This window comes from Agrobacterium sp. ST15.13.013, from assembly GCF_027956525.1.
GTDB classification, from domain to species: domain Bacteria; phylum Pseudomonadota; class Alphaproteobacteria; order Rhizobiales; family Rhizobiaceae; genus Agrobacterium; species Agrobacterium salinitolerans.
Genome location: NZ_JAQKGP010000003.1, coordinates 65033 through 90218 on the forward strand (window position 1 = coordinate 65033; position 25186 = coordinate 90218).

The 25186-nt window shown below is 59.0% G+C and carries 29 protein-coding genes, 1 tRNA gene and 1 pseudogene; 8 read left to right on the forward strand and 23 right to left on the reverse strand.

Going from position 1 to position 25186, the window contains the following annotated elements; translation table 11 throughout:
- Positions 1–109: 109 nt before the first annotated feature.
- From PL597_RS03970 to PL597_RS03995, 6 genes are all read right to left on the reverse strand, one after another.
- Positions 110–598: an arsenate-mycothiol transferase ArsC gene (locus PL597_RS03970; RefSeq protein WP_004432476.1), complete on the reverse strand. Its 489-nt coding sequence runs from the start codon at positions 596–598 to the stop codon at positions 110–112.
- A gap of 2 nt (positions 599–600) precedes the next feature.
- Positions 601–1074 (reverse strand): UPF0262 family protein, encoded by a 474-nt coding sequence (locus tag PL597_RS03975; protein ID WP_137409753.1) that lies wholly within the window; start codon positions 1072–1074, stop codon positions 601–603.
- 3 nt (positions 1075–1077) lie between these two features.
- Positions 1078–2376: a histidinol dehydrogenase gene (gene hisD / locus PL597_RS03980; RefSeq protein WP_142912718.1), complete on the reverse strand. Its 1299-nt coding sequence runs from the start codon at positions 2374–2376 to the stop codon at positions 1078–1080.
- A gap of 133 nt (positions 2377–2509) precedes the next feature.
- Positions 2510–2950: a DUF2948 family protein gene (locus tag PL597_RS03985; protein ID WP_080791387.1), complete on the reverse strand. Its 441-nt coding sequence runs from the start codon at positions 2948–2950 to the stop codon at positions 2510–2512.
- A gap of 114 nt (positions 2951–3064) precedes the next feature.
- Positions 3065–4357 carry a UDP-N-acetylglucosamine 1-carboxyvinyltransferase gene (murA, locus tag PL597_RS03990; RefSeq protein WP_077985421.1) on the reverse strand — a complete coding sequence of 431 codons (1293 nt, stop codon included), beginning with the start codon at positions 4355–4357 and terminating at the stop codon, positions 3065–3067.
- Positions 4358–4458: 101 nt separating this feature from the next.
- Positions 4459–4725 (reverse strand): hypothetical protein, encoded by a 267-nt coding sequence (locus tag PL597_RS03995; RefSeq protein ID WP_191217077.1) that lies wholly within the window; start codon positions 4723–4725, stop codon positions 4459–4461.
- 155 nt (positions 4726–4880) lie between these two features.
- On the opposite strand from PL597_RS03995, the gene PL597_RS04000 reads away from it, so the two are divergent.
- Positions 4881–4955: transfer RNA gene (locus PL597_RS04000), tRNA-Thr, on the forward strand.
- A 188-nt stretch (positions 4956–5143) separates the two neighbouring features.
- Here the strand turns inward: PL597_RS04000 and PL597_RS04005 are convergent.
- From PL597_RS04005 to flgB, 13 genes and pseudogenes are all read right to left on the reverse strand, one after another.
- Complete coding sequence (locus tag PL597_RS04005) at positions 5144–6085, reverse strand: flagellin N-terminal helical domain-containing protein (RefSeq protein ID WP_077985423.1); 942 nt, start codon at positions 6083–6085, stop codon at positions 5144–5146.
- A 241-nt stretch (positions 6086–6326) separates the two neighbouring features.
- Positions 6327–7289, reverse strand: a complete 963-nt coding sequence (locus PL597_RS04010) for a flagellin N-terminal helical domain-containing protein (RefSeq protein ID WP_269823346.1) — start codon at positions 7287–7289, stop codon at positions 6327–6329.
- A gap of 406 nt (positions 7290–7695) precedes the next feature.
- A complete protein-coding gene (locus PL597_RS04015) occupies positions 7696–8571 on the reverse strand; it encodes a flagellin N-terminal helical domain-containing protein (protein ID WP_077983415.1) in 876 nt (291 codons plus the stop codon).
- A gap of 372 nt (positions 8572–8943) precedes the next feature.
- Positions 8944–9681, reverse strand: coding sequence for a flagellar type III secretion system pore protein FliP (fliP, locus tag PL597_RS04020; RefSeq protein WP_059760555.1), 738 nt, complete (start codon positions 9679–9681; stop codon positions 8944–8946).
- Positions 9678–10178, reverse strand: coding sequence for a flagellar basal body-associated FliL family protein (locus tag PL597_RS04025; RefSeq protein ID WP_077983414.1), 501 nt, complete (start codon positions 10176–10178; stop codon positions 9678–9680). The genes fliP and PL597_RS04025 overlap by 4 nt, the downstream gene beginning before the upstream one ends.
- 27 nt (positions 10179–10205) lie before the next feature.
- On the reverse strand, positions 10206–10925 hold the full coding sequence (gene flgH / locus PL597_RS04030; protein ID WP_077983413.1) for a flagellar basal body L-ring protein FlgH: 720 nt from the start codon (positions 10923–10925) through the stop codon (positions 10206–10208).
- Positions 10922–11458 carry a MotE family protein gene (locus PL597_RS04035; RefSeq protein ID WP_077983412.1) on the reverse strand — a complete coding sequence of 179 codons (537 nt, stop codon included), beginning with the start codon at positions 11456–11458 and terminating at the stop codon, positions 10922–10924. The genes flgH and PL597_RS04035 overlap by 4 nt, the downstream gene beginning before the upstream one ends.
- Positions 11455–12507, reverse strand: a pseudogene (locus PL597_RS04040) (flagellar basal body P-ring protein FlgI); the annotation flags it as partial. The pseudogene PL597_RS04040 and the gene PL597_RS04035, both read right to left, overlap by 4 nt.
- A gap of 65 nt (positions 12508–12572) precedes the next feature.
- Complete coding sequence (flgA, locus tag PL597_RS04045; protein ID WP_080791378.1) at positions 12573–13061, reverse strand: flagellar basal body P-ring formation chaperone FlgA; 489 nt, start codon at positions 13059–13061, stop codon at positions 12573–12575.
- A 20-nt stretch (positions 13062–13081) separates the two neighbouring features.
- Positions 13082–13870 carry a flagellar basal-body rod protein FlgG gene (flgG, locus tag PL597_RS04050; protein WP_077983409.1) on the reverse strand — a complete coding sequence of 263 codons (789 nt, stop codon included), beginning with the start codon at positions 13868–13870 and terminating at the stop codon, positions 13082–13084.
- 17 nt (positions 13871–13887) lie between these two features.
- The gene (locus tag PL597_RS04055; RefSeq protein ID WP_020811276.1) at positions 13888–14223 is read right to left on the reverse strand and encodes a flagellar hook-basal body complex protein FliE; all 336 of its coding nucleotides are present in this window, start codon (positions 14221–14223) and stop codon (positions 13888–13890) included.
- On the reverse strand, positions 14220–14639 hold the full coding sequence (gene flgC / locus PL597_RS04060; RefSeq protein WP_065114841.1) for a flagellar basal body rod protein FlgC: 420 nt from the start codon (positions 14637–14639) through the stop codon (positions 14220–14222). Before flgC ends, PL597_RS04055 begins: the two co-directional genes overlap by 4 nt.
- A gap of 3 nt (positions 14640–14642) precedes the next feature.
- Positions 14643–15035, reverse strand: a complete 393-nt coding sequence (gene flgB / locus PL597_RS04065; protein WP_077983438.1) for a flagellar basal body rod protein FlgB — start codon at positions 15033–15035, stop codon at positions 14643–14645.
- 284 nt (positions 15036–15319) lie between these two features.
- Between flgB and PL597_RS04070 the strand changes: the two genes are divergently transcribed.
- Positions 15320–15970, forward strand: a complete 651-nt coding sequence (locus PL597_RS04070; protein ID WP_271364632.1) for a LysE family translocator — start codon at positions 15320–15322, stop codon at positions 15968–15970.
- Positions 15971–16136: 166 nt separating this feature from the next.
- Here the strand turns inward: PL597_RS04070 and PL597_RS04075 are convergent, their stop codons facing one another.
- The 4 genes from PL597_RS04075 to PL597_RS04090 are packed head-to-tail and all read right to left on the reverse strand — an operon-like array spanning position 16137 to position 19637.
- Positions 16137–16700, reverse strand: a complete 564-nt coding sequence (locus tag PL597_RS04075; RefSeq protein ID WP_089153246.1) for a hypothetical protein — start codon at positions 16698–16700, stop codon at positions 16137–16139.
- Positions 16701–16703: 3 nt separating this feature from the next.
- Positions 16704–18110, reverse strand: coding sequence for a flagellar protein export ATPase FliI (fliI, locus tag PL597_RS04080; RefSeq protein WP_077983407.1), 1407 nt, complete (start codon positions 18108–18110; stop codon positions 16704–16706).
- A gap of 11 nt (positions 18111–18121) precedes the next feature.
- Complete coding sequence (gene flgF / locus PL597_RS04085) at positions 18122–18856, reverse strand: flagellar basal-body rod protein FlgF (RefSeq protein WP_065114846.1); 735 nt, start codon at positions 18854–18856, stop codon at positions 18122–18124.
- 1 nt (position 18857) lies between these two features.
- Entirely contained in the window at positions 18858–19637 is a 780-nt protein-coding gene (locus PL597_RS04090) for a DUF1217 domain-containing protein (protein ID WP_089153245.1), read from the reverse strand.
- Positions 19638–19823: 186 nt separating this feature from the next.
- Here PL597_RS04090 and motA point away from each other — a divergent pair, with 186 nt between their 5' ends.
- The 6 genes from motA to PL597_RS04120 all read left to right on the forward strand — a co-directional run bounded on the left by motA (position 19824) and on the right by PL597_RS04120 (position 24978).
- A complete protein-coding gene (gene motA, locus PL597_RS04095; protein ID WP_020010426.1) occupies positions 19824–20696 on the forward strand; it encodes a flagellar motor stator protein MotA in 873 nt (290 codons plus the stop codon).
- Positions 20693–21652 carry a FliM/FliN family flagellar motor switch protein gene (locus tag PL597_RS04100; RefSeq protein ID WP_162520463.1) on the forward strand — a complete coding sequence of 320 codons (960 nt, stop codon included), beginning with the start codon at positions 20693–20695 and terminating at the stop codon, positions 21650–21652. The genes motA and PL597_RS04100 overlap by 4 nt, the downstream gene beginning before the upstream one ends.
- 64 nt (positions 21653–21716) lie before the next feature.
- A complete protein-coding gene (gene fliN, locus PL597_RS04105) occupies positions 21717–22256 on the forward strand; it encodes a flagellar motor switch protein FliN (RefSeq protein WP_077983405.1) in 540 nt (179 codons plus the stop codon).
- A 27-nt stretch (positions 22257–22283) separates the two neighbouring features.
- Entirely contained in the window at positions 22284–23327 is a 1044-nt protein-coding gene (gene fliG / locus PL597_RS04110; RefSeq protein WP_077983404.1) for a flagellar motor switch protein FliG, read from the forward strand.
- A gap of 125 nt (positions 23328–23452) precedes the next feature.
- Positions 23453–24535, forward strand: coding sequence for a flagellar biosynthesis protein FlhB (gene flhB, locus PL597_RS04115; RefSeq protein WP_077983403.1), 1083 nt, complete (start codon positions 23453–23455; stop codon positions 24533–24535).
- A 5-nt stretch (positions 24536–24540) separates the two neighbouring features.
- Positions 24541–24978, forward strand: coding sequence for a hypothetical protein (locus tag PL597_RS04120; RefSeq protein ID WP_077983402.1), 438 nt, complete (start codon positions 24541–24543; stop codon positions 24976–24978).
- The last annotated feature ends 208 nt before the right edge of the window (positions 24979–25186 follow it).

Here is a 25186-nt window from a genome sequence, read left to right on the forward strand (position 1 = left end):
TATCGAGTCCGGGAAAATTGCGCGGAAACTACACAATCCCGGCACATTTGTGAACCTCTAAAGCATCGGCTTGGAAATCGCGATTGATTTTAACAGGCCGAGGCAGTTTTCAGTCTTTTGAAAGCGTATCCGCCACCGGCTGCTGCCGCCTCGGCAGTCGTTCCGAGATCAGCTTAGCCAGATGGTCCCGTACCTCGCGATAGGCGTCGAGGATCTGCTCGCGCGTGCCTGTGATCACCGTCGGGTCCATGGTCGGCCAATAGACCACGTCCAGTGAATTCGAGCGCGTCAGTTCCAGTGCGGCATGATGAGCTTCGGGTGTCAATGTAATGATCAGATCGAAAAAATCATCCTCGATCTCGTCAAGAGTGCGTGGTTTGTGCTTGCCGAGCGAAAATCCTTGCTCTTCCAGTACGGCATCCACGAAGGGATCGCGCTCGCCGGCCCGCACGCCTGCCGACTGTATATAGATGCCGGGCGCCACCAGCCGTTTGGCGATGACCTCCGCCATGGGGGAACGGATGGAGTTCATGCCGCACATGAAGAGGACCGATTTGGGCGCTCGTCCCTCGTTTGGTGCTGCGGCAGGATCGATCATCTCTAACCCCGCCAATAAAGCACACAGACAAGGGTGAAGAGGCGGCGCGCCGTGTCGAAATCTATCCTGATCTTGCCGGAAAGCCGGTCCATCAGCGTCTGCGAGCCGTCATTGTGAATGCCGCGCCGGCCCATGTCGATAGCCTCGATCTGGCTCGGCGTAGAGGAGCGGATCGCCTCGTAATAGCTTTCGCAGATCAGGAAATAATCCTTGATGATGCGGCGGAACGGCGTCAGCGACAGAATATGGGTCGCGACATCCTTCTCGTCTTCGGTGCGGATTGAGAAAACCAGCTTGGAATCGACCAGCGATATATGCAGCCGATAGGGGCCGCCATCATGGCCGAAGGGTTCGAAGCTGTTTTCTTCAATCAGATCGAAAATGGCGACGGCGCGTTCATGCTCAACGTCGGGCGTGGACCGGCCGATGCTGTCGTCCAGTACCACGTCGCAGAGCCGGAAATCGCCTGAAGCCATCGCTTAACTTTCCGGATTGAGGCGAATGGAGACCGAACGCGCATGCGCATCCAGTCCCTCGGAGCAGGCAAGGGTGATCGCCGCGGGCGCAAGCTGTCGCAACTGCTCCGGCCCGAGCCGCAGGATCGACGTGCGCTTGACGAAATCCAGCACCGAAAGGCCGGAGGAGAAGCGCGCCGAGCGTGCCGTCGGCAGAACGTGGTTGGAACCGCCGACATAATCGCCGATTACTTCGGGTGTATGACGCCCGACGAAGATCGCACCCGCATTGCGGATGTTGGCCATCAGCGCATCCGGGTCATCGACGGCAAGTTCCAGATGCTCGGCGGCGATGCGGTTGGCGAGCGGAATGGCGTCGGCGAGATTTTCGACCAGGATGACCGCGCCGAAATCTGCCCAGCTTGCCGCCGCCGTCTCGGAGCGTGACAGGCGCTTCAACTGCCGCTCGACAGCCGCTTCAACGGCCTTGCCGAGTTCGGTGTTGTCGGTGATGAGGATGGACTGCGCGCCGCGATCGTGCTCCGCCTGCGCCAGAAGATCGGCGGCCAGCCAGTCCGGATCATTGTCCTTGTCGGCGATGACAAGCACTTCGGAAGGCCCGGCGATCATGTCGATGCCGACGGTGCCGAAGACCTGGCGTTTTGCGGCCGCCACATAGGCATTGCCGGGGCCGACGATCTTGGCGACCGGCGCGATGGTTTGCGTGCCATAGGCAAGTGCGGCCACAGCCTGCGCGCCGCCGATGCGATAGATTTCCTCGACGCCCGCAATACGCGCCGCAGCCAGCACCGCCGGATTGACCGCGCCACCATTGGCCGGCACGACCATGACGATGCGCTCCACACCGGCAACCTTTGCCGGCACCGCGTTCATCAGGACGGAGCTTGGATAGCTGGCGGTACCACCCGGCACATAAAGGCCGACGGCCTCGATGGCGGTCCAGCGCGAGCCGAGGCCCACGCCGATCTCGTCCTCGTAGATGTCATCCTTCGGCATCTGCCGTGCATGGTGTTTTTCGATACGACGGGCGGCAAGTTCAAGCGCCTCGATCACGCCGCTGTCGACGGCGGCAAAGGCCGCGTCGATTTCATCCGCCGTGACACGCATCGAAACCTTGGTGAAATCGATACCGTCGAATTTCTGGGAATAATGGGCAAGGGCCGCATCGCCGCGATGGCGGACATCGTCGATGATGTCGCGAACGGTTGCGTTGACGTCTTCGGAAACTTCTCTCTTGGTTGTCAGGAAGGTCGCGAATTTCTGTTCGAAATCAGCCGATGCCCGCTCCAGCCAGATTGCCACGCCATTACCCTTTCATAGTCCCCGCGGGTGGACCCGCGAGGTGCACGAACTCACCGCAGAAAAATTGCGGCTCTGGTATGTGGCATAAATCGAAACGGTGACGAAAGGCAACCGTTGCAATGGCGCGGTGTGCTTATTCGCTGTCTGGATGATGCGGTTTGGCAGCCGTTTCCCATGCGCCGCTCACATCGGTCAATTGCGCCTCGATGCATTCGACATCAAGAGCGATGGTGCCGCCGCCGGAAAGCGCCAGTTCCACAAGACCATCAGGGCCTTCGCCGTTCGGTTTGAAGCGCATCGCAAGAAGCGAAAGCACCTGCTCCCTGTCGGCAAGATTGATTGACTGCGAGCGAACGGCGGAGACGCGTTTCAGGAAAACGACGCTGCGGCAGCGTTCCGGCGGCAGGTTCTTTTTGTCAGTGCTTTCCCAGACGAAACGGTTGGCGGAAAGCGTGAATTGGCCATGCTTCGGCTCGAAGGCGACATCCTTCAGCTTGAAGACACTGTCCTGCATATGCGTCGAAATGACGGAGAGATCTTCAGTATCCAGCGCGAGTAATTTCAGGCCGCTCATCTTTTTCTTCCTTCTTCTGCGGTGCGGACCGCTATTTCCATGACTTACATTGGAAATAGGCAGTCCGGGCCCACTCTGCAACGGGTAGAAAACGGATGAGCGGCGAAGATAGGATCAATCGCTGACGCGTTCGACCAGCGCACCGCAGCGGTTGAGCTTTTCCTCAAGGCGTTCGAAGCCGCGATCCAGGTGGTAGACGCGCGACACCATGGTTTCGCCTTCCGCCACGAGGCCGGCAATGACCAGCGATACGGAAGCGCGCAGGTCGGTCGCCATGACAGGCGCGCCCTTCAGGCGGGAGACGCCTTCGATGCGGGCCATCTGGCCGGAAAGCGAAATCTTCGCACCGAGACGGGCGAGTTCCTGCACATGCATGAAGCGGTTTTCAAAGATGGTTTCGGTGATGTGGGAGACGCCCTGCGAACGGGTCATCAGCGCCATGAACTGTGCCTGCAGGTCGGTGGGGAAGCCGGGGAAAGGTTCGGTGACGATATCGACCGGCTGGATACCGTTGCCGTTGCGCACGACGCGAAGGCCGGTCTCCGTCTCGCTGATCGTGGCGCCTGCAAGCCTGAGCGTGTCGAGCGCGTTGTCGAGCAGCGCTGCGCGCGTGCCTTCCAGCACCACGTCACCGCCGGTCATTGCCACTGCCATGGCATAGGTGCCGGTTTCGATACGATCCGGCAGAACGCGATGGCGCGCGCCGGAGAGAGAGGTAACGCCTTCGATGGTGATGGTGGAGGTGCCGGCGCCTTCGATCTTCGCACCCATGGCGATCAGGCACTGGGCCAGATCGACCACTTCCGGCTCGCGCGCGGCGTTGTGGATGACGGTGGTGCCGCGGGCAAGGCTTGCCGCCATCAGCATCACATGTGTCGCGCCGACGGAAACTTTCGGGAAGGTATAGACAGCGCCGATCAAGCCGCCCTTGGGAGCGGTGGCGTTGATGTAGCCGCCATCGATCTCCATCGTTGCGCCGAGCGCCTGCAGGCCCTCGATGAAGAGGTCGACCGGGCGCGTGCCGATGGCGCAGCCGCCGGGCAGCGAAACGCGGGCGCGGCCCTCACGTGCCAGAAGCGGGCCGATGACCCAGAAGCTTGCGCGCATCTTGGACACCAGCTCGTAAGGTGCGGTGGTATCGACAATGGTGCGGCAGGTGAAATGCACGGTGCGGGAATAGGCCTCGCCCTGGCTTTCGCGGCGACCGTTGACTGAAATATCCACGCCGTGATTGCCGAGAATGCGGATGAGCTGCTCCACGTCAGCCAGATGCGGGACGTTTTCGAGCGTCAGAGTATCGCTGGTCAGAAGCGATGCGATCATCAACGGCAAGGCGGCGTTTTTTGCGCCGGAGATGGGGATGACGCCGTTGAGCTTGTTGCCACCCGTAATTCTGATGCGATCCATGCGTCCCTACGGGCCTGTGCCCGCCTTTCTATCGTGCCTTGCGGAAAGGCGTGTCCTTAGACCAGTTTCCGCGGCGTTTCAATTTTATGCTGGTGAATTCTCTATGAGGATGATTCGTCCGTTTTTGCGGCAGGCAGGCCAATCGTCTGGTCTTCTTCGCCTGCGCGGCGGGCACGAACCTGCTGTTTGCGCTTCAAAAGATTTTCACGAAGCTTCTTGGCCGCGCGCGCCTTGCGCTCCGCCTCGCGCTGTCGCGCCTTTTCGCCTGGCCCCGCCTGAAGCTTGCCATCGGTCACCGGGACGGATGCCTCCGCGGAAGCACCGGCGGAAACCGCTGCCTTTGCCTGTTTGTCATGATGTTCGTTCATAGAATGAGCAATATCTGAAAAATGTATTTTTCAACAGGGGGCACGCTTTTTTGCCCCGCTGGATGAAGAATATCGTTTTGCGACTTGCGCTCGTCAAAAACCTATGGCAATAGGCCGCCACGCTTGATGCTGAAGCAAATGCTTCGGCACCGGATGCTGCTATAGCTCAGGGGTAGAGCACTCCCTTGGTAAGGGAGAGGCCGAGAGTTCAAATCTCTCTAGCAGCACCATTTCTCTCCAAAGTTTCAAATGTTTACATGGTTGTTGAACCTGTCGCCTGCGGCTGCATGATCCATGCGTGTGCCACGCAGTTTGCGGCAAATGGAAAACCGCGCCCCTTGCGAAGCGCGGTTTCCACATCCGAATATTCTGTTGCTGCCAGAGCGGGACGAAACCGCCCGTAGCCAACGGGCGCCGCTTACTGGCGGAATAGCGACAGGATATTTTCGGAACTGGTATTGGCGATGGAGAGCGACTGGATGCCAAGCTGCTGCTGTGTCTGAAGAGCCTTGAGCTTGGTGGATTCTTCGTTCATGTCCGCATCGACGAGACGGCCGATGCCCTTGTCGATGGAGTCGGTGAGTTTTGAGACGAAGTCTTCCTGCAGGCCGATGCGCATCTTGATGGAACCGAGAGCGGCGGATGCGCTGCTGATCGACTGAAATGCCGTTTCGACATCGGTGAGAAGGTTCCCGATAGTGTAGGTCGGCGGCGTTGCAGAATTGAAGAGCTTGAGATCGATATTCCATACGGAAATGCCGGACGCCGTGCCGGGCTGGCCGATGATGCCCTTTGTCGTGTCAAGCGTTGCGGGCGAGCCGGTCAGGCCGAAAAGCACATTGGCGGTTGTTGTGCCGGCGGTGGTGTCGACAAGCGTATAGTCCGTTTTCGTGACGCTGACGGTGCCGGCGCCATCGCGCACAAAACCGGAAACGACGGTCTTGGCGCCGGTGCCCAGCAGCCAGTTTTCGCCACTGAAAGATGCACCCTGTGCAATCGATTCGAGCTGTTTTTTCAGCTGGTCGATTTCTTCCTGGATTTTGGTCTTGTCGACACCCTCTTCGGTTGCCGCGACGATTTTCGACTTGATTTCCTTGACGACTTCGACGGTGCTTTCCATCGCGGAATAAGCGACATCGACCTTGGCGGCGCCAAGCCCCAGCGCATCCTGAACGGCGGACAGAGCCATGTTATCGGAACGCATGGTCGTCGCGATCGACCAATAGGCGGCGTTATCGGAGGCCGATTTTACCCGCAGGCCCGAAGAGACACGGGATTGGGTTTCTTCGAGCTGGCCGCTGATGGCGCGCAGGGTTTGAAGCGCCGACATGGCGGCGACATTCGTGATAATGCTTGTCATAATTGCCCCTCTGAGCTGGCTAAATGGGAAGGGACATTCCGGGATCGCCGGAAACGACTGAGCGGCGTGATGCCTGTTAACCTCTTTTTCGTCTTGGTTAACGAGTCGTTTCGATGCGCTGATTTAGCCGTGATTTGGTTAATGAACTCTTAATCTAGAAATCTCTTAATTTTTCGGGGCCATTGGACAAACAAAAACCGCGCCTTTCGGCGCGGTTGATTTTTTCGCTTTCGGTCTTCGATTAACGGAAGAGCGACAGGATGCTTTCGGAGTTGCTGTTGGCGATCGAGAGAGCCTGAACGCCGAGCTGCTGCTGGGTCTGCAGAGCCTTAAGGCGGGTGGATTCTTCGTTCATGTCAGCGTCCACGAGGCGGCCGACGCCCTTGTCGATGGAGTCGGACAGCTTGGAAGCGAAATCTTCCTGCAAGCCGATACGCATGGAGAGCGAACCGAGCTTTGCTGCAGCGCTCGTCATTGCCTTCAGGGCGTTTTCAACCAGCGTCAAGGCTTCGGCCATGTTGGTGGCGCGGTCTGCGGCTGCATACTGGGTGATATTAAGCGTGTAGACGGACTGGGCGGCGACAGTTGTGAATGTTCCGGTCGTGCCGAGAATGCCGGTCGTGTCGGGGACGCCTGCCGAGTCGACCGAGCCGAAGAGCGTATTGCCGGTAGCGGTGCTGTCGAGGGCGTATTTCGTGGTCGTGACGTTAACGGCGCCACCGGTGGAGCGAACGAAGCCGGCAACGACCGACTTGTCCGGGGCCGTGCCGGGTGTTGCTGCGCCGAGGGTCGAAGCGCCTACCAGCCAGTTTTCGCCGTAGAAGGATGCGCCCTGTGCGATCGATGCGAGCTGCTTCTGGAGCTGGCCGATTTCTTCCTGAACCTTGGTGCGGTCGACGCCTTCTTCCGTTGCCGTGACCAGCTTTGCCTTGATTTCCTTCACGACTTCGATTGCCGATTCCATACCGGCAGAAGCGGTGTCTACCTTGGCGGCGCCGAGGCCGAGAGCGTCGGAAACCGAGGAAAGCGCCATGTTGTCGGAGCGCATTGTGGTCGCGATCGACCAGTAAGCAGCATTGTCCGCAGCTTCGCCAACGCGAAGGCCGGAGGAAACGCGTGCCTGGGTGGATTCCATGTTCTGGCCGATAGAGCGCAGGGTCTGGAGCGCAGACATTGCTGCGACATTCGTGATAATGCTCGTCATAGTAGTGTGCCCCTTGAATGGCTGATTAAAGAAGGGACATTCCGGTTTCACCGGGAACGGCGTACAGCATCATGCCTGCTAACTGGCTGATTTTTAACGTTAGCTCGCCGTTTCGATGTGCATTAGGTAACGCGGGTTTGGTTAATGAATTGATAAGCGCGGAAAGAAATTCATCCCCGGAAAATTTAAAATTGCAACTCTCGCGCGCACGCGCGCGTATCCCCGAAAGTTTAAGAAAAAGATAAGGCCGCATCCGTTTCCGGATGCGGCCTCGTGGATGCATTCAGTCCGATTCAGCCTTTCGGACCTTTATGCTTTCTATCCCAATCCGCGTTCGGTCAGCCCCCGTTTGCTTATGGGAAGAAATGGATCCCCCAGCCCCGAAGGGCTATGAGAAGCTCGGCTCTTAGCGGAAGAGCGACAGGATGTTCTGCGAGTCGCTGTTGGCGATCGACAGAGCCTGGATTGCCAGCTGCTGCTGCGTCTGCAGAGCCTTCAGCTTGGTGGACTCTTCGTTCATGTCGGCGTCGACGAGGCGGCCAATGCCCTTTTCGAGGGAGTCGGAGAGCTTCGTTGCGAAGTCCTGCTGCAGGTCGATACGCATGGAAACAGAGCCGAGCTTGGCGCCAGCGCTGGTCATCGCCTTCAGAGCGGCTTCGACGGTGCTGAGGTTGGTTGCGACGGTTGCATCGGTCGTCGTCGCGTCCATGTTCGCCAGAGCGTAGGTGGCGCCCAGAATACCGCCGGTGCCGGCAGCAGCTTCGAACAGTACGTTGGTTGCCGAAAGTGTATAAGCCGTCGTCTTAACGGACGTCGTGCCGTCAGCAGCGCGGACGAAGCCGGAAACCACGGTTTTGTTCGCGGAGCTGAGATCATTGAGCAGCCAGTTTTCGCCGTTGAACGAACCGCTTTCCGCGATCGAAATAAGCTGCGACTTCAACTGGGTGATTTCTTCCTGGATCTTGCCGCGGTCCGCAGTCTGTTCGCTGGCGGCAACGTATTTGTTCTTGATTTCCTTCACGACGTCGATAGCAGCTTCCATGCCTGCATAGGCCGTGTCTACTTTCGCAGCGCCGAGGCCGAGGGCGTCCTGAACGGCACCAAGAGCTTCATTGTCCGAACGCATGGTCGTTGCGATCGACCAGTAAGCAGCGTTGTCGGTAGCCGAGCCGACGCGCAGACCGGAGGAGATGCGGCCCTGCGTGTCTTCCATGTTGGAAGCAATCGAGCGGAGCGTCTGGAGAGCGGCGGTTGCGCCGACATTGGTGAGAATGCTTGCCATAATAAATGTGTCCCTTGTTTTTACGAAATACTGGAGTGGGGACATTCCGGACTTGGTATTACCGGTCGCAACGTTTCGGCTTCATGCCACTCGGTTCAGAAATTCTTAGTTTCGGAAACCAAACCCGCTGCGTGTGATTGGAATTTCGCAGCGAAAAATTGCGCAATTATTAATTTGGGCGCCAAGAAATACTGGAAAATACTTATGGTTACTGAGTTATTTAGTTAAATGGTGATTTTTATGTTTATAAATATAGTTACTCAGGCCCTAGGGAAAATGGTAAACAAAGCATCAAAATGCGAAAACCCCGCTGCCGTTGGGCTGCGGGGTTAAAAAACAGGGTTAACGGGTGTCAATCCGGCACAAAGGCCGTCAGTTGAACGATCTGACGAGGCTGCCGACAAGCAGGTTCCAGCCGTCGATCAGCACGAAGAACAAAATCTTGAACGGCAGGGAGATGGAGGTGGGCGGCAGCATCATCATGCCCATTGCCATGGTGATGGTGGCGACGATCAGATCGATGACCAGAAACGGCAGGATGATGAGGAAGCCGATCTCGAAACCGCGCCGGATTTCCGACAGCATGAAGGCCGGAACCAGCACGCGGTAGTCGACGACATTGTCGGTCATCACTTCCTGTCCGCGCTCGCGGGCGATGTCCACGAACAGCTTCAGATCCTTGTCACGCGTATTGGCGTTCATGAAAGTACGGAAGGGCTCCGCGATGCGCTGCACGGCCTGCTGTTCGTTGATCTGGTTCTGCAGAAGCGGCTGTACGCCGTCGGTCCAGGCTTTGTCGAAGGTGGGCGACATGACGTAGAAGGTCATGAACATCGCCATCGACAGCAGGATCATGTTGGAAGGGGTCGAAGCCAGTCCCATGCCGGATCTGAGGATCGAGAAGGCGATCACGAAGCGCGGAAAGCTCGTGACCATGATCAGGATGCCCGGCGCGACGGACAGAACCGTCAGCAGGCCGAAGGTGCGGATGATCCACGCCGCGACGGAGCCGTCTATCTGCGTGTTGAACAGATCGGACGGGAATTGCTGGGCACTGGCAAGGCCCGGCAAAGCGAGAAGGACGGCGATGGTTACAAGAAATCGAATCATTCGATGACAAAGGTCCGGAACATGACCTTGGATACGCGCCCTTGAGAGCGCAGGTCAACTCGTTCCTGAATGTCATCCTTAAGATATTGAAAGCCGCGCGGCCCTTCCAGTTGCTGAAGGGAAACGGTCCGGACATAGGCGAGAATATCCTGGTGTATATCTTCCGCCAGCCCCACCTCGACCGGGCCCTTGAACATCAGCGCCACTTCCAGCCGCACCCAGTTCGTCGAGGGATAGGCGAGGTTGGTGGTGATGGGATCGAGCTGGACGATGCCGTTCGCCTCAGCCGAGATTTTCTCGATGCCCTCGTCCTTTTTCTCACCGTGCCCGCCGGCAGCGGCCGTGGCATGGGCCTCCGCGCCGGCGATCTTCGGCGCGATCATGCCGCCCACGAGCCAGCCGCCGCCCGCACCGACCAGGGTGAGGATGGCAACGCCTGCGATGGTCATGACCAGAGGGGAGGATTTTTTCTTGCCCTCTACCTGTTCGTTTTCCATGGGTCAGTCCGTTCCCGTGTACCGGCGTCAGAGCGGCGAGAACAGGTCGACGACCTGTTGCCCGACCGGGGGCTGCTGCACTTCCGTCAGACGTCCGCGGCCGCCATAGGAGATTCGTGCTTCGGCGATACGCTCGTAGGAGATCATGTTCTGGGCGTCGACATCCTGCGGCCGGACGATACCGCCGACGTTGAGGATGCGGATTTCGTGGTTCACGCGCACTTCCTGCGAGCCGCTGATGATGAGGTTGCCGTTTTCCAGAATGCCGGTCACCACGGCGGCCACCAGCAGCGTCAGCTTTTCGGAACGCTTGGTCTTGCCCTTCGCCTGGGTGTCGGTGTCGGAGCCGTATTTGATGCTCGAGTCCGCTTCCGGGGTCCAGCCGAAGATTTCGGCCTTGGCCTTCCAGTTCAGGCCGCTGGCATTGGTGCGGTTGCGCTCGGTCTCATTGTCGAAATCGGCCTTGTCATTGATCTGGATGTTGACGGTCAGAATGTCGCCGATGTTGAGCGCGCGAAGGTCCTTGAACAGCGCACCCTGGCTGTCGCTCCACAGCGAATAGCCGCTGGCCATGTGCTTCGGCTGCTTGGGATACATGCCCATCTGCGGCGTCTGGCTGAATTGCAGGCCGCTGCCGATCGGGCTCATCGCGGGCGCGTTGCCGATTTCCTTCAGGGTCTGGTTGTTCTGGCAGCCGGCAAGCAGAGCGAGCGGCAGGAGGAGGGCCGGAAGACGACGCGCGGTCATGAAGGATCCTTCGAAGTGTTTTTGTCGGTTGCCTGCGACATGATGCCGGCGACGGTTGCGGCTTTCGCCGCATCCATTTCGCTGAGGATCAGGCCGGATTGGCGCGGCGGCAGCTGCATGATGATGGCGGCGGCGATCTCCACATGCATCTTTTCGAGCTGGGGTGCTGCGGCATCCGGCTTCATCGTCTTGTAGACATCAACAAGATTGGCTTTCGCCTGGGCGAGAAAATGTTCGCGGCGCGCCAGCCAGTCCTCATATTCCGCCTTGCGGTCTTCCAGCACGGCAATGCGCTCGTTGACGTCGGACTGCAGCTTTTCCAGCTCCTGCTTCTGCATAAGATAACGCTGGTCGCGGGCCGCATCGGCGATGTTGGTGCAGAATTTCTGGATTTCATCCTGCGTGCTGAGTTCGGACACCACATTCTGCTGGCTTTCCGCGCCAGCGGCCGGCAGAAGGAATAGCAGCGAGGCGACGGCCGCGAAGCGAGTAAGGCCATTCGGGAATATGTTTTTCTTCTGATGTTCCATCATTGCAGCACAAGCTCCGCCTGAAGGGCACCAGCGGATTTGATGCCTTGCAGAATGGCGATGATACCGTCCGCCTTGAGCCCGATGCTGTTGAGACCGGCAACCAGTGTGCGAAGGTCGGGACCTTCGACGATGGCGACCTTGCTGCCTTCCTGCATGGCCATGATATCCGTCTGCGGCTGCACGGCTGTCTGGCCGCGCGAAAATGGCGCCGGCTGGATGACCTGCGGCGATTCCGTCACCTGCACGGTCAGCGTTCCGTAGCTGACGGCGACGCGGGAAATGCGCACATCCGCACCGATGACGATGGTGCCGGTACGTTCGTTGATGACGACCTTGGCAGGCGTATCCGTCTCGACCGTCAGATTTTCGATTTCCGCCATCAGTCGCGTCAGATCAGCGGTGCGCGGCTTCTGCACCGCAATTTCCTGCGAATCGCGCGGCTCGGCGATGCCATCTCCGTAACGGGCGCGGGCAAAGGCGTTGACGACATCCGCGACCCGCACGGCCGTCGAGAAGTCCGGGTTGCGCAGCTGAAGGACCAGATTGACCGAATCCTTGAACTTGGACGGCAGTTCGCGCTCGATGATCGCACCGTTCGGCACGCGGGCGGAGGTGGTGACGCCCTGCGTCAGCGTCGCGGCATCGCCCTGTGCGGAAAAGCCGTTGACGATCAGCGCACCCTGTGCGACCGCGTAAATCTGGCCGTCTGCGCCCGAAAGCGAGGTCATGATGAGCGTGCCGCCGCGCAGCGACGAGGCGTCGCCCAGCGAGCTGACTGTCACGTCAACACGGCTGCCGGGGCTGGCGAAGGGTGGCAGATTGGTTGTCACCATCACGGCGGCGATGTTCTTGGCGTTCGACTGGCCGCCCTGCGTGGTGATGCCGAGGTTTTGCAGCATCGCGCGCATGGATTGCTCGGTAAACGGCGAGGAGCGCAGGCTGTCGCCTGTGCCCTGCAGGCCGACCACGAGACCGTAGCCGATCAGCTGGTTGTCGCGCCCGGCCTGCAGCGATGCGATATCCTTGATACGGGATGTATCCGCATGGGCTGCGGGCAGCGAGAGGAAAGGTTGGGCCGAAAACAGAACGGCCGCGGCCAGGATACGAAGCACTCTCATTTCGCCATCACCTGAATGGTTCCGTCCCTCATGACCGTGCCGCTGACCATCACGCCGGAATCGATGTTGCGTACCCGCACGACTTCGCCGAGCGAGCCATCGGTCATCGGCGTCCCCGAAGCCATCAGCGTCATATTGCCGATTGTGAAGACGAGTTTGACGCTGGTGCCGCGCGTGACGAGCGACGGTTCGCGCAAGGCGGCAACGGGGATCGTGCGGCCGGGAAGCAGGGTCTGCTTGGAGATCATGCCTTCCACTTCGCTGATATCGCTCGCATAACCCGAGGAAATATTGGGATTGGTCACTTCGACAGGCTTCACCTGGTCAGGCGAGATGGTCTCACCCGGATAGATGGTGCGCGTCGGGACCAGCGCCATCGGCGCCTGTGCAAGGGCGGGGGCAAGCGCCCCCAGCGAAAAGGCAGACGCAAGGCACATACGGACGAGCGCCGTTCTGCTGCTGCTATGTTTCCGGCCAAACCTCATGTTCGCCTGCCTTTCCGTTCTTACTTCAGGTTCTTGCTGACAATCGAAGCCATTTCGTCAGCGGTGGTGATGACCTTGGAATTCATCTCGTAGGCGCGCTGCGCCGTGATCAGATCGGTGATTTCCTTGACGGCATCGACGTTCGAGCCTTCGAGGTAGGATTGCTTGATGTAGCCGTAGCTCGGATCATCAGGCACGCCGACGACCGCGTCGCCGGAGGCCGGCGTCTGGGCGAAGAGGTTGTCGCCCAGCGGCTTCAGGCCTGCTTCATTGGCGAAGTTGGCGATGGTCAGCTGGCCGAGTTCGGTGAAATCGGTGGCATTGCCGATGCGGGCCGTGACCTGACCCGTGCGGGTCACGGTGATGTCCTGCGCGTCCGTCGGGATATTGATGTTCGGGATGACGTTATAGCCGTCGACCGTCACCAGATTACCGTCGGCATTCTTGTTGAAGGCGCCTGCGCGGCTGTAAAGCGTCGAACCGTCGGCCGCCTCGATCTGGAACCAGCCCTGGCCGATGATCGCGACGTCCAGCTTGTTGCCGGTCTCGATCAGATTGCCCTGGGTGTGGATGTTGCGCACGGCCGAGGTCTGTACGCCGAGGCCGATATTGGCGCCCTCGGGCACGATCGCCTGGTTGGCGCGGTTCGGCACGCCCTGCATGCGCTCGGTCTGGTAAAGAAGGTCGGTGAACTCCGCACGCGCGCGCTTGTAGCCGGTGGTGTTGATGTTGGCGATGTTGTTGGCAATGACTTCCAGATTGGTCTGCTGGGCGTCCATACCGGTGGCAGCGATGGCAAGAGCTCTCATGTCAATATTCCTGTGGGCTAGATCTGCATTTTGGTAATGTCGAGATAGGCCGACACGATCTTGTCTCGGAGCGCGATGGCGGTCTGCAGCGACTGTTCGGCCGAAAGCATGGCATCGACCACTTCACGCGTATTCGCCTTGCCCTGAATGCCTTCGAAGGAAGCGACTTCCGCCTTCTTCAGATTGTTCATCGCATCCACCGATATATTGCCGAGAACGCTGGCGAAGCTTGCGCCCGTCTGCTGGGCGGGCGTCGTCTGCTCGCTGCCGAAAACGCTTTCCGTCAGCGAGGAAATACCGCTTGCGCCGCGGGTGAGCGAAAGGGAACTGACTTGCTTGATACCGTCGATCATTGCGATGCCTTCAGAAGGTCGATTGTGGAGGCGACGAGGTCGCGCGTCTGGCGGATGACCTGAAGATTGGCGTCGTAGCTGCGGTTGGCTTCGCGCATGTCCGCCATTTCAATCAGGATGTTGACGTTGGGCATCTTCACCATGCCGTTGCTGTCTGCGGCCGGGTTGCCGGGGTCGTATTCGTTGATGAAATCGCCACGGTCGACGCCGAGCTTCTTCACCGTCACGCGCTCTACGCCGCTGACGCGGTCGAGCTCGGACCCGAAGGTGACGGTCTTGCGGCGATAGGGGTCGGCGCCGGGGGTGTCGCCGGTGGATCTGGCGTTGGCAATGTTTTCCGAAACAATGCGCAGGCGCGTGGACTGCACTTCGAGACCGCTGCCGGCGATCTTGCTCGCCGCACTCAAGGGATCCATGGCTTACCTCTTAACCGTCATCAGCATCATGCGATGGAAGGATTTGACGAGATTGGCGTTCAGCTCGTACTGCCGCTTGATCTCGCCGGTCTTGGTCATTTCTTCAGCAAGCGCGACCGAATTGCCGGACTCCTGCATGCCGATCTCGTTGTTGATCGGGTTGTCGCGCACTGCGATATTGTCGCTGAGGGTGCTCTCGCCGAAGTGGGCAGGGTTGGTCCTCGCCATGCCGACTTGCTGGCTGGTGGCCTGCATGACCGCTTCGAAAGGGCTGACATCCTTGGCGTGGAACTTGGGTGTGTTGGCGTTGGCGATGTTGGTCGCCACGACTTCCTGCCGCACGCTCAGCCATTCCGCTTGGCGGGATGCCAGTTCGAACAGTTGAATCGGTTGCATAGACTTCTCCATCTCGTATGCCCCGAACCTACGGGGCTAATCTTGCGTCAGACTTGCGGGGAGGGGAGACGGCGCTGGCCAAAGGCCGGAAGCGGGACGGAAGAGGGTCTGCCGGAGATAAAAGCGCATGTCTCCATTGCGGCACGCGTCGCTTTGAATGACCAAATGCGGCTGTCACGCCCATTCCAGAGCGCGCCGTGCAGGGTGGGTCGGAAGCGGTTTCGATTCACCTTGAACGCGGCCCGATATTAGCGCTAGAGTGGTGAGAACGATGGGAGACAATCATGGATCTGGTAATTCCAAGTGCCGCCAATCTCGGCCTGTTCGTCAGCGCCACGCTGGTGCTGCTTCTCGTGCCCGGCCCCGCAGTCCTTTATATCTTCGCACGCTCGGTCGAGCAGGGTCGTTCCGCCGGTCTCGTTTCAATCCTTGGCATCCATACGGCGACGCTTGTTCATGTCGTCGCTGCCGCTGTCGGATTGTCGGCGCTGCTCGCCTCGTCTGCGCTCGCCTTCAGCGCGGTGAAATATGCCGGTGCGGCCTATCTGATCTGGCTTGGCCTCAAAAAGCTCTTCGGCTCGTCGGACATTCCCGATATCGAGGGCGGTTTGCCGACGCGCAGCCGCATGCGCATCTTTCGCGAGGGCTTCATCGTCAACCTCCTCAATCCGAAGACGGCCTTGTTCTTTCTGGCTTTCCTGCCGCAGTTCGTTGAGGTCGGAAGGGGCCATGTGGCAATGCAGATCGCTTTTCTCGGCATTCTCTACACGGTGATCGGCGTTTTGACGGATGGGACATATGCCCTTGTGGCGGGAACGGCCGGCAACTGGCTGAAGCGCAGCCCGGTTTATCTCAGCGCTGAACGTTGGGTCAGCGGTTTCGTCTATATCGGTCTCGGTGTGACGGCGGCTTTTGCCGGCAACCAGAGAAAATAAACCGCAGGACTCGCAGAGCCGTCCCTGACGGCTACTGCGGGGACAGCCCAGATTACCGATGGAATGCCGCCGCGAAGGGGTCTTTGCGGCGGTCATCTGGAAGTTTTGCTTTGGGAGTGTTGTCACCGAGATGCGCAACGCGGCCTTCCGCTCATGGGTGGCCGGACTATTTTTCCGGATGATAGGTTCTTCCGGAGGACGTCTCTATCAACCACTCGCCGTTGCGTTGCTCGATCTTCGTCAGCAGCGCATTGTCAGGCAGGGTCGAGCCGACCCTCACCATATACATGCCCGAACCGTCCTCAATTAGGGCGCGGCCATTGGAGACATGCAGCAGACGGAACGATGTCTGGCCGGGGAAGGGCTGATCTTCAATGCCCGCTGCCAGGTCGTTCTGTTTTTCCTTGCCGCCTGCGTTCACGGTGGCCGTCGTCAGCATGTCGGGCAGCTCCGCCGGCGGCGGGGTGTCTTCCTTGTTGCGGTTGGTCATGGCCATCGGCGAAACGCTGAAGACTTCCCGCGGCCCGGTATGGGGCAGATCGCGCGTGCGATCGCCGCCCGCCACCTTCATGCCGAATTTTTCTTCATTGAAAAACACGTACCAGGGGAAAAAGGCTGCTGCAGCGGCGAGCCCGATGCCCGTCCATGCGAGAATACGGTCGGGTGTAAAGAAAACGGGCTTCGGCAGCACGTCTTCATCGTGGCTATTGTCGTTCCGCTTTTTCCTCACGGGTCAGCCTCTCATTCTCGGGGTTACCTGCGGCTGACCGTTCTGCGCGCCGCCGCGCAATGCGGTCGCCAGGTCGGCATAGGCATCCAGCGCTGCCGGCTCGCTCGGCAGTTGTTTCAACGTTTCATAGATGATCGGCACCTGCTTCACCGCCATGTCGAGATCGGGGTCGGTACCGGGCCGATAACCGCCGATGAGGCGAAGATCGCGCGTTTCCTCGAAGCGATGCACCAGCGCCTTGAGGCGCGAGACCAGCTTTTCCTGATCCGGTGTCCAGGCCTTCTTGGCGAGACGGGAGATCGAGGCGAGCGGATTGATTGGCGGGTAACGGCCTTCTTCGGCAAGGCTGCGGTCAAGCACGATATGACCGTCGAGAATACCGCGGGTCGAATCGGCAATCGGATCGTTGTGATTGTCGCCATCCACGAGGATGGAGACGATGGCGGTGATGGTGCCGGTGCCTTCGGCGCCCGGTCCCGCCCGTTCCAGCAGTCGCGGCAGTTCGGTGAAGACCGAAGCGGGATAACCGCGTGCGACAGGCGGTTCGCCCGAAGCGACCGCCACTTCGCGGATCGCATGGGCAAATCGCGTCACGCTGTCGATGATGAGAAGAACATTGTCGCCCTGATCGCGAAAATGCTCGGCGATGGTAACGGCGGAAAGCGGGGCCATCTTGCGCAGCATCGGGCTTTCATCGCTTGTCGCAACGACGGCGATGGACTTGCTCATGTTCTCGCCCATCGTGTCTTCGATGAATTCGCGCACTTCACGGCCGCGTTCGCCGACAAGCGCAATCACCACCTTGTCGAAGGCATCTGCCTTGGCGAGCATTGACAGCAACGTGGATTTACCGACGCCGGAGCCAGCAAAAATGCCGAGGCGCTGGCCGAGGCAAAGCGGCGAGAAGATATCGATAGCGCGAACACCCGTCTTAAAGGGTGTCTCCACGCGCTTGCGGGTCATTGAAGGTGGTGCGTTGTTTGAAATCGAGCGACGTTCAATGCCCGGCGCAAGCGGCCCCTGATTGTCGATGGGTTCGCCCAGCGCGTTGATCGTGCGGCCGCACCAGCTGTTATCGGGCGCGACGCGGAAAGCGCCCTTGCGGATGACGGTGTCGTGAATGCCGATCGGCTCGCCGGGCTCGATGGGGCAGACATAGCAGATGTCCGGCTCCACGCGCACCACTTCGCCGAGATGAATGCCGGTCGCGCTGCGATGGGCGACGAATTCACCGAGCCGCACATGCCGCGACAGGCCGGAAACCGTATAGTGCCCGGCGGCGATGGTGCGGACATGACCGCCATGCGCAACCGAGAACTCCGGATCGGCATAATGCCCGGCGAGGCTCGCCAGCTGCGCGAGCTTCGGTGAAATGGCATCAGCCGAGAGCATGGATTCCGGCATTGTCATCAGTCAGTTCCTCAACGCGCGCCGCCAAGCGTCTTGATGCCCTCGCCGAAGGTCGATTCGGTATCGCGCATCAGCGAGGAGATGCTTTCAAAGGCGCGGTTGACCTGGATGAGCTGGGTCATCTGGGAAATGCCGTTGACGTTCGACTGCTCGAGGTAACCCTGAACGACGCCGACTTCATGGTTGTTGACCACCGGAACCGGCTGGGCCACCGGCTTCACGCCGCTATTGGGATGACGCAGGAAACCCTGCGAAAAATCCGCCTGAAAGATGCCGAGGGTAGCGACGATGTTTTCGTTCTGCCGGATGGCTCCATCGAGACCGACGGTGATCGGGCCGCCATTCGGATTAAGCTGGATCGGACCGCCGCCGGCATCGAGAACGGGATAACCGCTCGAGGAGATGAGCGCGCCGTCCGGACGCATGGTGAAACGGCCGTCGCGGGTCAGAATCTGGCCATCGGGGGTATCCAGCGAAAACCAGGCGTCGCCCTTGATGGCAAAATCGAAGGAATTGCCAGTCTGCTCGAAAGCGCCCTGACGAGTGGAAAGATAGTCGTTGCCCTGCGAAACGAAGGCCACCCGAGCGTTCATGTCATTGTGATTCTTGGCGACCATTTCGTCGAATTTCACTTCGGAACCGCGAAAACCGACGGTGTTCACATTCGCCATATTGTCGGAAATGGTGGTGAGACGGCGCTCCAGCGCTATCTGTGAGGAGAGGGCGACATATAGTCCGGATTGCATATCATTTGCCTCCGAGTTTCAGGGAGTTGATCGAGATCAGCAGGTCAGGGGAAATGCCGTAGCCGCTGGAGGAGCCGAAAACGGCCAAAGGGTCGTAGGTCGTCGAGGGGTTTTGCATTTCCCACATGATGGTGAAACGCTCGAGCAGCTTTCCAACCTTTTCGGGGTCCTGCAGATCCTTGATATTGATGCTCTTTTCGATGAGCGCCGCCTGTTTGTCGATGTCGGCCGCGGAAAATGCGTCGGGGAGGTTGAACGTTGTGCGAAACACCTGCGCGAGCGCGTCGTCGGCGAGAAAATCGAGGCCGGATGTGATGGTTGATGCCTTGCGTTCGAAATAAAGGGCGAGCCGGACACCGTTATTGTCGTCACCGGCTTCCTGTTCCAGGGTCTGGCGCGTGTATTTGCTGATGACGCCCGTTTGGGCCGCGTCGACCGAAGTCGCCGCTGCGCCCAGGCCGGCAAAATCCAGCGACTTCGCAAAATCTGCATAACGGCTGTCGGAAAGCTTGTTGGCGAAAGCGTCCTTGTCCGAGGCGCCTTCCGTCAGCACCTTGCGGATGAAAGCCTTCGCATAGGCCATGTCCTCAAGGCCGTGGGCCTTCAGCGCGTAATTGTAAAGGCGCGTATCGGCCATGAAGTCGTCGATGGATTTCACGTCGCCGATCTTCGCGCGATAATATTCGGTCTCGCGCGCCACGTCGGGCTGTTCCGACACCCGCTCAAGCGATTTGCCGATATCCTGACTGATCAGTCTGTAGCTGGTGTAGGTGGAAGTCACTGAACCGCCGCTCTCGTTTGATCCCGATCTCAAGGCGCACGTCCGCCTTTGTCGGCATATTGCCGTGGCTTGCTTGTGCGAAACTGGCTGGAGACAGGAATGCGAGAGCGGCTTTGCGGACAGGTTCACGCAAGCCACATTTTTTAGACATGGCGCCATGGAACACTGTTCGGGCGTGGTCGATCAATGAATATTGTAATTGGACTTATAATCACCTTCGGCTGCATCATCGGCGGCTACATGGCGATGGGCGGTCATCTGGACGTGCTGGTTCAGCCGTTCGAATTGATGATCATCGGCGGCGCCGGTCTCGGCGGCTTCATCATGGCGAACCCCATGAAAGTCGTGAAGGATTCGGGCAAGGCGCTCGGCGAGGCCTTCAAGCATTCGGTCCCGAAGGAGCGAAACTATCTCGACGTGCTCGGCGTGCTCTATTCGCTGATGCGCGACCTGCGCACGAAATCGCGCAACGAGATCGAGGCCCATATCGACAATCCGGAAGAATCCTCGATTTTCCAGAGCGCGCCATCGGTTCTGAAGAACAAGGAATTGACCTCGTTCATCTGCGACTATGTTCGCCTCATCATCATCGGCAACGCCCGAAGCCACGAAATCGAGGCGCTGATGGATGAGGAAATCGAAACCATCCTGAACGACAAGCTGAAACCTTATCACGCGATTACCACCATGGGGGATTCCTTCCCTGCCATCGGTATCGTCGCGGCGGTTCTCGGCGTTATCAAGGCCATGGGCAAGATCAACGAATCGCCGGAAGTGCTGGGCGGCCTCATCGGCGCCGCACTCGTCGGCACCATGCTCGGCATCATCCTGTCCTATTCGATCTGCAACCCGCTGGCGTCCCAGGTCAAGATCGTCCGCACCAAGCAGCACCGCCTCTACATCATCGTCAAGCAGACGCTGATCGCTTACATGAACGGCTCGGTGCCGCAGGTCGCACTCGAATATGGCCGCAAGACCATCTCCAACTACGAGCGGCCATCTATTGACGCCGTCGAGCAGGAGATGATGAACCCCGGCGGCGAAAACAAGGCGGCATGACGATGGCAAAAGCTGCAGCGCAACAAGCACCGGCCATCGACACGGCCCTTCTGGCAAAGTTGACGGGCGGATTATCCGATCGCAAGACGATCGCCAAGATCGGTTCCGATATCGGCCATCTCTACAGCGAGTTCCTGCCAGACATCTTCCACAGCGAGACCGGCATCGCGATCGACGTCGAATATGTCGGTTCCGAATCGGGACTGATGACCGATCTCATCGCCAATGTCGGGAGCAATGTCGCGGTTGCCGATTGTTCCCTGCGCAACTGGTGCCCCAATTTCATGATGACGGTCGGCAACGGTTTCGTCATCGCGCTCATGGAGCGCATGCTGGGCGCGTCGCCGGACATGATTGGCGAGCCGGACGAGCGCAGCCTATCCCATATCGAGCTTGATCTCGCGGCCATGGTTCTTGGCCGCATCGCAGGTGTCCTGCGCTCCGGTGTCAACGCGCCGGGCGGATTTGAGGCAACCATCGATCCACCATTCAATTCCAACGGCAAAAGCGCCTTCGACGAGATGATCGCCGGCCTTTACGGCGTGACCATCCGCCTGAAGGTCGATATTGGCAAGGTATCGTCGGAGTTCTCGCTGATCGTGCCGCAGCGCGCCCTGCTCAAGACTTCCATCGTCGCCCCCAAGGCTTCAGCCCAGGCGCTGAAGAAGCAGGAGGAATGGATGGAAATGATTTCGGAGCAGGTGAAGCGATCGCAGGTCACGCTCGAGGCGCGCATCAAGCTCGAAACACTGACGCTCAGGACGATTTCCAAGCTGGTGGCCGGCGATGTCATTCCGTTTCAGGCTCTGAAGCAGGACGATATCGGCGTTGAGGTCAGCGCCAACGGTTCCAAGCTCTACAATTGCGAATTCGGCAAGTCCGGCGACCGCTACATGGTTCGGGTGAAGAACAATGTCAGCACTGACGACGAGATCTTACGACATTTGATGGGTTAAAATCCTGCCCGGCCTTCGAGGATTTGGGCAGGTTGACGCAAGTTTCAAAGGGAATAATCAGCGCATGGCTACGAAGAAAACACCTGTGACCGATGATGCGGCGCTGCCGTCGTTTGAAGACGACGGCGACCTCGACCAGGCTATCGGCGATCTGCGTGGCGTCCTCAAGACGGATGCGGAAGGCTCGCTCTCCGATTTCGGCGACTTCGGCGATTTCGGAACGACGGACGAGGTTTCGACGGACACCGATCTTTCCGCCTTCGGTGGCGGAACGGACGATTTTGCTATGGACGATTTTGCCGCCGCCCCGCAGGTTGCGGGTGTGAAGGCGCCGCTTGGCAGCGGATTGTCCGAAAACATGGAAATGATCATGGACATCCCGATCGATGTCCAGATCGTTCTTGGCACCAGCAGAATGCTCGTTTCGGGGCTGATGAGCCTTGAAGAAGGAGCAACGATCGCACTCGACCGCAAGATCGGCGAGCCGGTTGAAATCATGGTGAATGGCCGCCGTATTGCGCGCGGTGAGATAACGGTTCTGGAAGACGACGATACGCGCTTCGGCGTAAAATTGATTGAAGTACTGAGTACGAAGAAAGCCTGATCCCTGTGGGGACGGAGAGGAAAGACCATGATGGACTTCGAGGATTTCGGTAACCCCATTGCGGGCAAGCCGTTGTCTCAGGCCGACAAGGCGGCCGCGGTGCTTCTTGCCATGGGCAAGGGCGTCGCCGGCAAGCTGCTGAAGTTTTTCACGCAGCACGAATTGCAGATGATCATTTCCTCGGCTCAGACCCTGCGCGTCATTCCTCCGGATGAGCTCGCGCAGATCGTGGCGGAATTCGAAGACCTGTTCACGGAAGGAACGGGCCTGATGGACAATGCCAAGGCAATCGAAAGCATTCTCGAAGAAGGGCTGACACCGGAAGAAGTCGACAGCCTTCTCGGTCGCCGCGCGGCCTTCCAGGCCTATGAAGCGTCGATCTGGGACCGTCTTCAGGAAGCCGAGCCGGAATTCGTCGGCAAGTTCCTGTTGCGCGAGCATCCGCAGACCATCGCTTATATTCTCTCCATGCTGCCCTCCTCTTTTGGCGCCAAGGTTCTCCTGACCATTCCGGAAGAGCAACGCGCCGACATCATGAACCGTACGGTAAACATGAAGGAAGTCAGCCCGACCGCCGCGCAGATCATCGAGAAGCGCGTGGTCAACCTCATCAACGAGATCGAGGCCGAGCGCAATGCCGGCGGCTCGACAAAGGTTGCCGATCTGATGAACGAACTGGACAAGCCGCAGGTCGACACGTTGCTCAGCTCGCTCGAAACGCTCAGCAAGGAAGCCGCAAACAAGGTCAAGCCGAAGATCTTCCTCTTCGACGACCTCATGTTCATGCCGCAGCGCAGCCGCGTCCTGCTGCTCAACGATGTTTCGGCGGATGTTCTGACCATGGCGCTGCGGGGCGCCACGATGGAAATCAAGGAATGCGTGCTCTCCAGCATCAGCCCGCGCCAGCGCCGTATGATCGAATCGGACCTTTCCGTGCCGCAAGCCTCGATCAATACCCGCGAAGTGGCGATCGCACGCCGCGCCGTCGCTCAAGAAGCGATCCGGCTCGCCAATTCCGGCCAGATTCAGCTGAAGGAAGCCGCCGCGGACGAACAGTCGGCCGCCGCTTAAGCGGAAGCCGGTTGATAACCCGCCTCCAGGGCGGAGCCGGCCATTGCGATGGCCGCTCACGGGCGCTAGTTTCGGGATGACGGCCTGCCGGGATCGGCGGGCCTTTTTTATTTCGGGAACGTGCCTTGGCAGACGATCAGGACAAGGACAGTAAAACAGAAGACCCCACGGAGAAAAAACTCCGTGATGCGGCGGAAAAAGGCAATCTTCCATTTTCGCGCGAAGTGCCGATCTTTGCGTCGTCGCTCGCCTTTTACTGCTATCTGGTTTTTTTCCTGCCCGATGGTGCCGGCCGTCTCGGTGTCACCCTGAAGGACCTGTTCGGCCAGCCCGAACAATGGAACCTCAGCACCCGGCCGGATGCCCTGTCGCTGCTCTATTTTCTCGGCACGTCCGTTGCTTACCTGCTCATGCCGGCCATGATCATGTTCATCGTTTTCGGGCTTGCCTCGTCTTTCCTGCAGAACCTGCCGTCGCCGGTGCTGGAGCGGGTGCGTCCGCAATGGTCACGCATTTCGCCGGCAAAGGGTTTCACGCGCATCTACAGCAAGCAGGGTTTCGTGGAATTCGCCAAATCGGTGTTCAAGATCATGATCGTTTCGGTCATCATGTTCTTCGCGCTTCGCGGTGATTTCTACAGCCTCATCGATCTGATGTTTTCCGATCCGCAGGTGATTTTCGTCCGGTTGGTTGAAATCGTCAAGAAAATGATGGTGGTCATCCTGCTCTCGACAGCGCTGCTCGCCGCCGTGGACGTCTTGTGGACGCGCCATCATTGGTTCAGCCAGCTGAAAATGACGAAGCACGAGGTGAAGGAAGAATACAAGCAGTCGCAGGGTGACCCGGTGGTCAAGTCCCGCCAGCGCTCGATCGCCCGCGACCGTGCCCGCCGCCGCATGATCAACAACGTGCCGCGCGCGACACTCGTCATCGCCAACCCGACACACTTTGCGGTAGCACTGCGTTACGTGCGCGAAGAAGGAGACGCACCTGTCGTCGTTGCCAAGGGTCAGGACCTTATCGCATTGAAAATCCGCGAGATTGCGGAAGAAAACAATATCCCTGTTTTTGAAGACCCACCGCTTGCACGCTCCATGTTTGCGCAAGTCTCGGTAGATAGTGTGATTCCACCAGCCTTCTACAAGGCTGTGGCGGAGCTCGTTCATCGGGTTTACGCCATGAAGTCATCGAAAATACGGGTTCAATAAAACCAATGAAAAAATCCGCCTATTCCGAACAGCGGGAAATGATCGTCGCAGAGGCGATCAACCCGATCGCCACCGAATTACGCTTGTTAGACCCGGCCGACCTGATTTCGCTGCTCCGATTCGAGTGCTACGGCAGCATCGCCGACCTCGTTTCCTCGGCGGCGGAGCTTTATTACCATCCTGGTACGATCAATTTCGGCACCGGCGGCGAATATAAGCTCGAATGGGAAGGCGCGCCGGAGATCGTTCTCGATCTCGAGCTGAAGCCGAAGGGCGCCACGGTCTATGCGCGATTGACACTCGCCAACGAGCATGCGGCGATCGAGATCAATCACGTCTCGTTTCAGAACCCTTCCGAAAACCCGGACGAGAATACCGAGTTTCTCCGCCACAGCCTGGCTGCTGCCCGATTCGTGGCCACCCGTCAGGGCGAAGCGGCTTAACCGTATCAGCCGCCACATCTTTTCATCAAGTAAGTTGCGCTCGTTCATATCACGGGCGCAACCGCGTTTTTCCGGTGCGTTTTGATCCGGGCTTGCCCGAAGCCTGCCGGTTTATGCGAAACCCGGCTGCGAAGGTCAGGAACGCCTTGCAAATCAGTCTCGTTGTTTGTTACCTATCGCATTAACGATTTGTTAACGAACGGCAGGT

Coding starts and splice junctions, on each gene's coding strand:
- murA (WP_077985421.1), bottom strand. CDS start 4,357: ATGGATCGCATCAGAATTACGGGTGGCAACAAGCTCAACGGCGTCATC.
- flgC (WP_065114841.1), bottom strand. CDS start 14,639: ATGGATCCCTTGAGTGCGGCGAGCAAGATCGCCGGCAGCGGTCTCGAA.
- PL597_RS04005 (WP_077985423.1), bottom strand. CDS start 6,085: ATGACAAGCATTATCACGAATGTCGCCGCCATGTCGGCGCTTCAAACC.
- flgF (WP_065114846.1), bottom strand. CDS start 18,856: ATGCAATCCGGACTATATGTCGCCCTCTCCTCACAGATAGCGCTGGAG.
- PL597_RS03985 (WP_080791387.1), bottom strand. CDS start 2,950: ATGAGCGGCCTGAAATTACTCGCGCTGGATACTGAAGATCTCTCCGTC.
- flgH (WP_077983413.1), bottom strand. CDS start 10,925: ATGACCGCGCGTCGTCTTCCGGCCCTCCTCCTGCCGCTCGCTCTGCTT.
- PL597_RS03970 (WP_004432476.1), bottom strand. CDS start 598: ATGATCGATCCTGCCGCAGCACCAAACGAGGGACGAGCGCCCAAATCG.
- PL597_RS03995 (WP_191217077.1), bottom strand. CDS start 4,725: ATGAACGAACATCATGACAAACAGGCAAAGGCAGCGGTTTCCGCCGGT.
- fliG (WP_077983404.1), top strand. CDS start 22,284: ATGATGGACTTCGAGGATTTCGGTAACCCCATTGCGGGCAAGCCGTTG.
- motA (WP_020010426.1), top strand. CDS start 19,824: ATGAATATTGTAATTGGACTTATAATCACCTTCGGCTGCATCATCGGC.
- PL597_RS04025 (WP_077983414.1), bottom strand. CDS start 10,178: ATGGAAAACGAACAGGTAGAGGGCAAGAAAAAATCCTCCCCTCTGGTC.
- PL597_RS04100 (WP_162520463.1), top strand. CDS start 20,693: ATGACGATGGCAAAAGCTGCAGCGCAACAAGCACCGGCCATCGACACG.
- PL597_RS04035 (WP_077983412.1), bottom strand. CDS start 11,458: ATGATGGAACATCAGAAGAAAAACATATTCCCGAATGGCCTTACTCGC.
- flgG (WP_077983409.1), bottom strand. CDS start 13,870: ATGAGAGCTCTTGCCATCGCTGCCACCGGTATGGACGCCCAGCAGACC.
- PL597_RS04055 (WP_020811276.1), bottom strand. CDS start 14,223: ATGATCGACGGTATCAAGCAAGTCAGTTCCCTTTCGCTCACCCGCGGC.
- flgA (WP_080791378.1), bottom strand. CDS start 13,061: ATGAGGTTTGGCCGGAAACATAGCAGCAGCAGAACGGCGCTCGTCCGT.
- fliI (WP_077983407.1), bottom strand. CDS start 18,110: ATGACAATGCCGGAATCCATGCTCTCGGCTGATGCCATTTCACCGAAG.
- PL597_RS04010 (WP_269823346.1), bottom strand. CDS start 7,289: ATGACGAGCATTATCACGAATGTCGCAGCAATGTCTGCGCTCCAGACC.
- PL597_RS04015 (WP_077983415.1), bottom strand. CDS start 8,571: ATGGCAAGCATTCTCACCAATGTCGGCGCAACCGCCGCTCTCCAGACG.
- fliP (WP_059760555.1), bottom strand. CDS start 9,681: ATGATTCGATTTCTTGTAACCATCGCCGTCCTTCTCGCTTTGCCGGGC.
- PL597_RS04070 (WP_271364632.1), top strand. CDS start 15,320: ATGGATCTGGTAATTCCAAGTGCCGCCAATCTCGGCCTGTTCGTCAGC.
- PL597_RS04120 (WP_077983402.1), top strand. CDS start 24,541: ATGAAAAAATCCGCCTATTCCGAACAGCGGGAAATGATCGTCGCAGAG.
- flgB (WP_077983438.1), bottom strand. CDS start 15,035: ATGCAACCGATTCAACTGTTCGAACTGGCATCCCGCCAAGCGGAATGG.
- fliN (WP_077983405.1), top strand. CDS start 21,717: ATGGCTACGAAGAAAACACCTGTGACCGATGATGCGGCGCTGCCGTCG.
- PL597_RS03975 (WP_137409753.1), bottom strand. CDS start 1,074: ATGGCTTCAGGCGATTTCCGGCTCTGCGACGTGGTACTGGACGACAGC.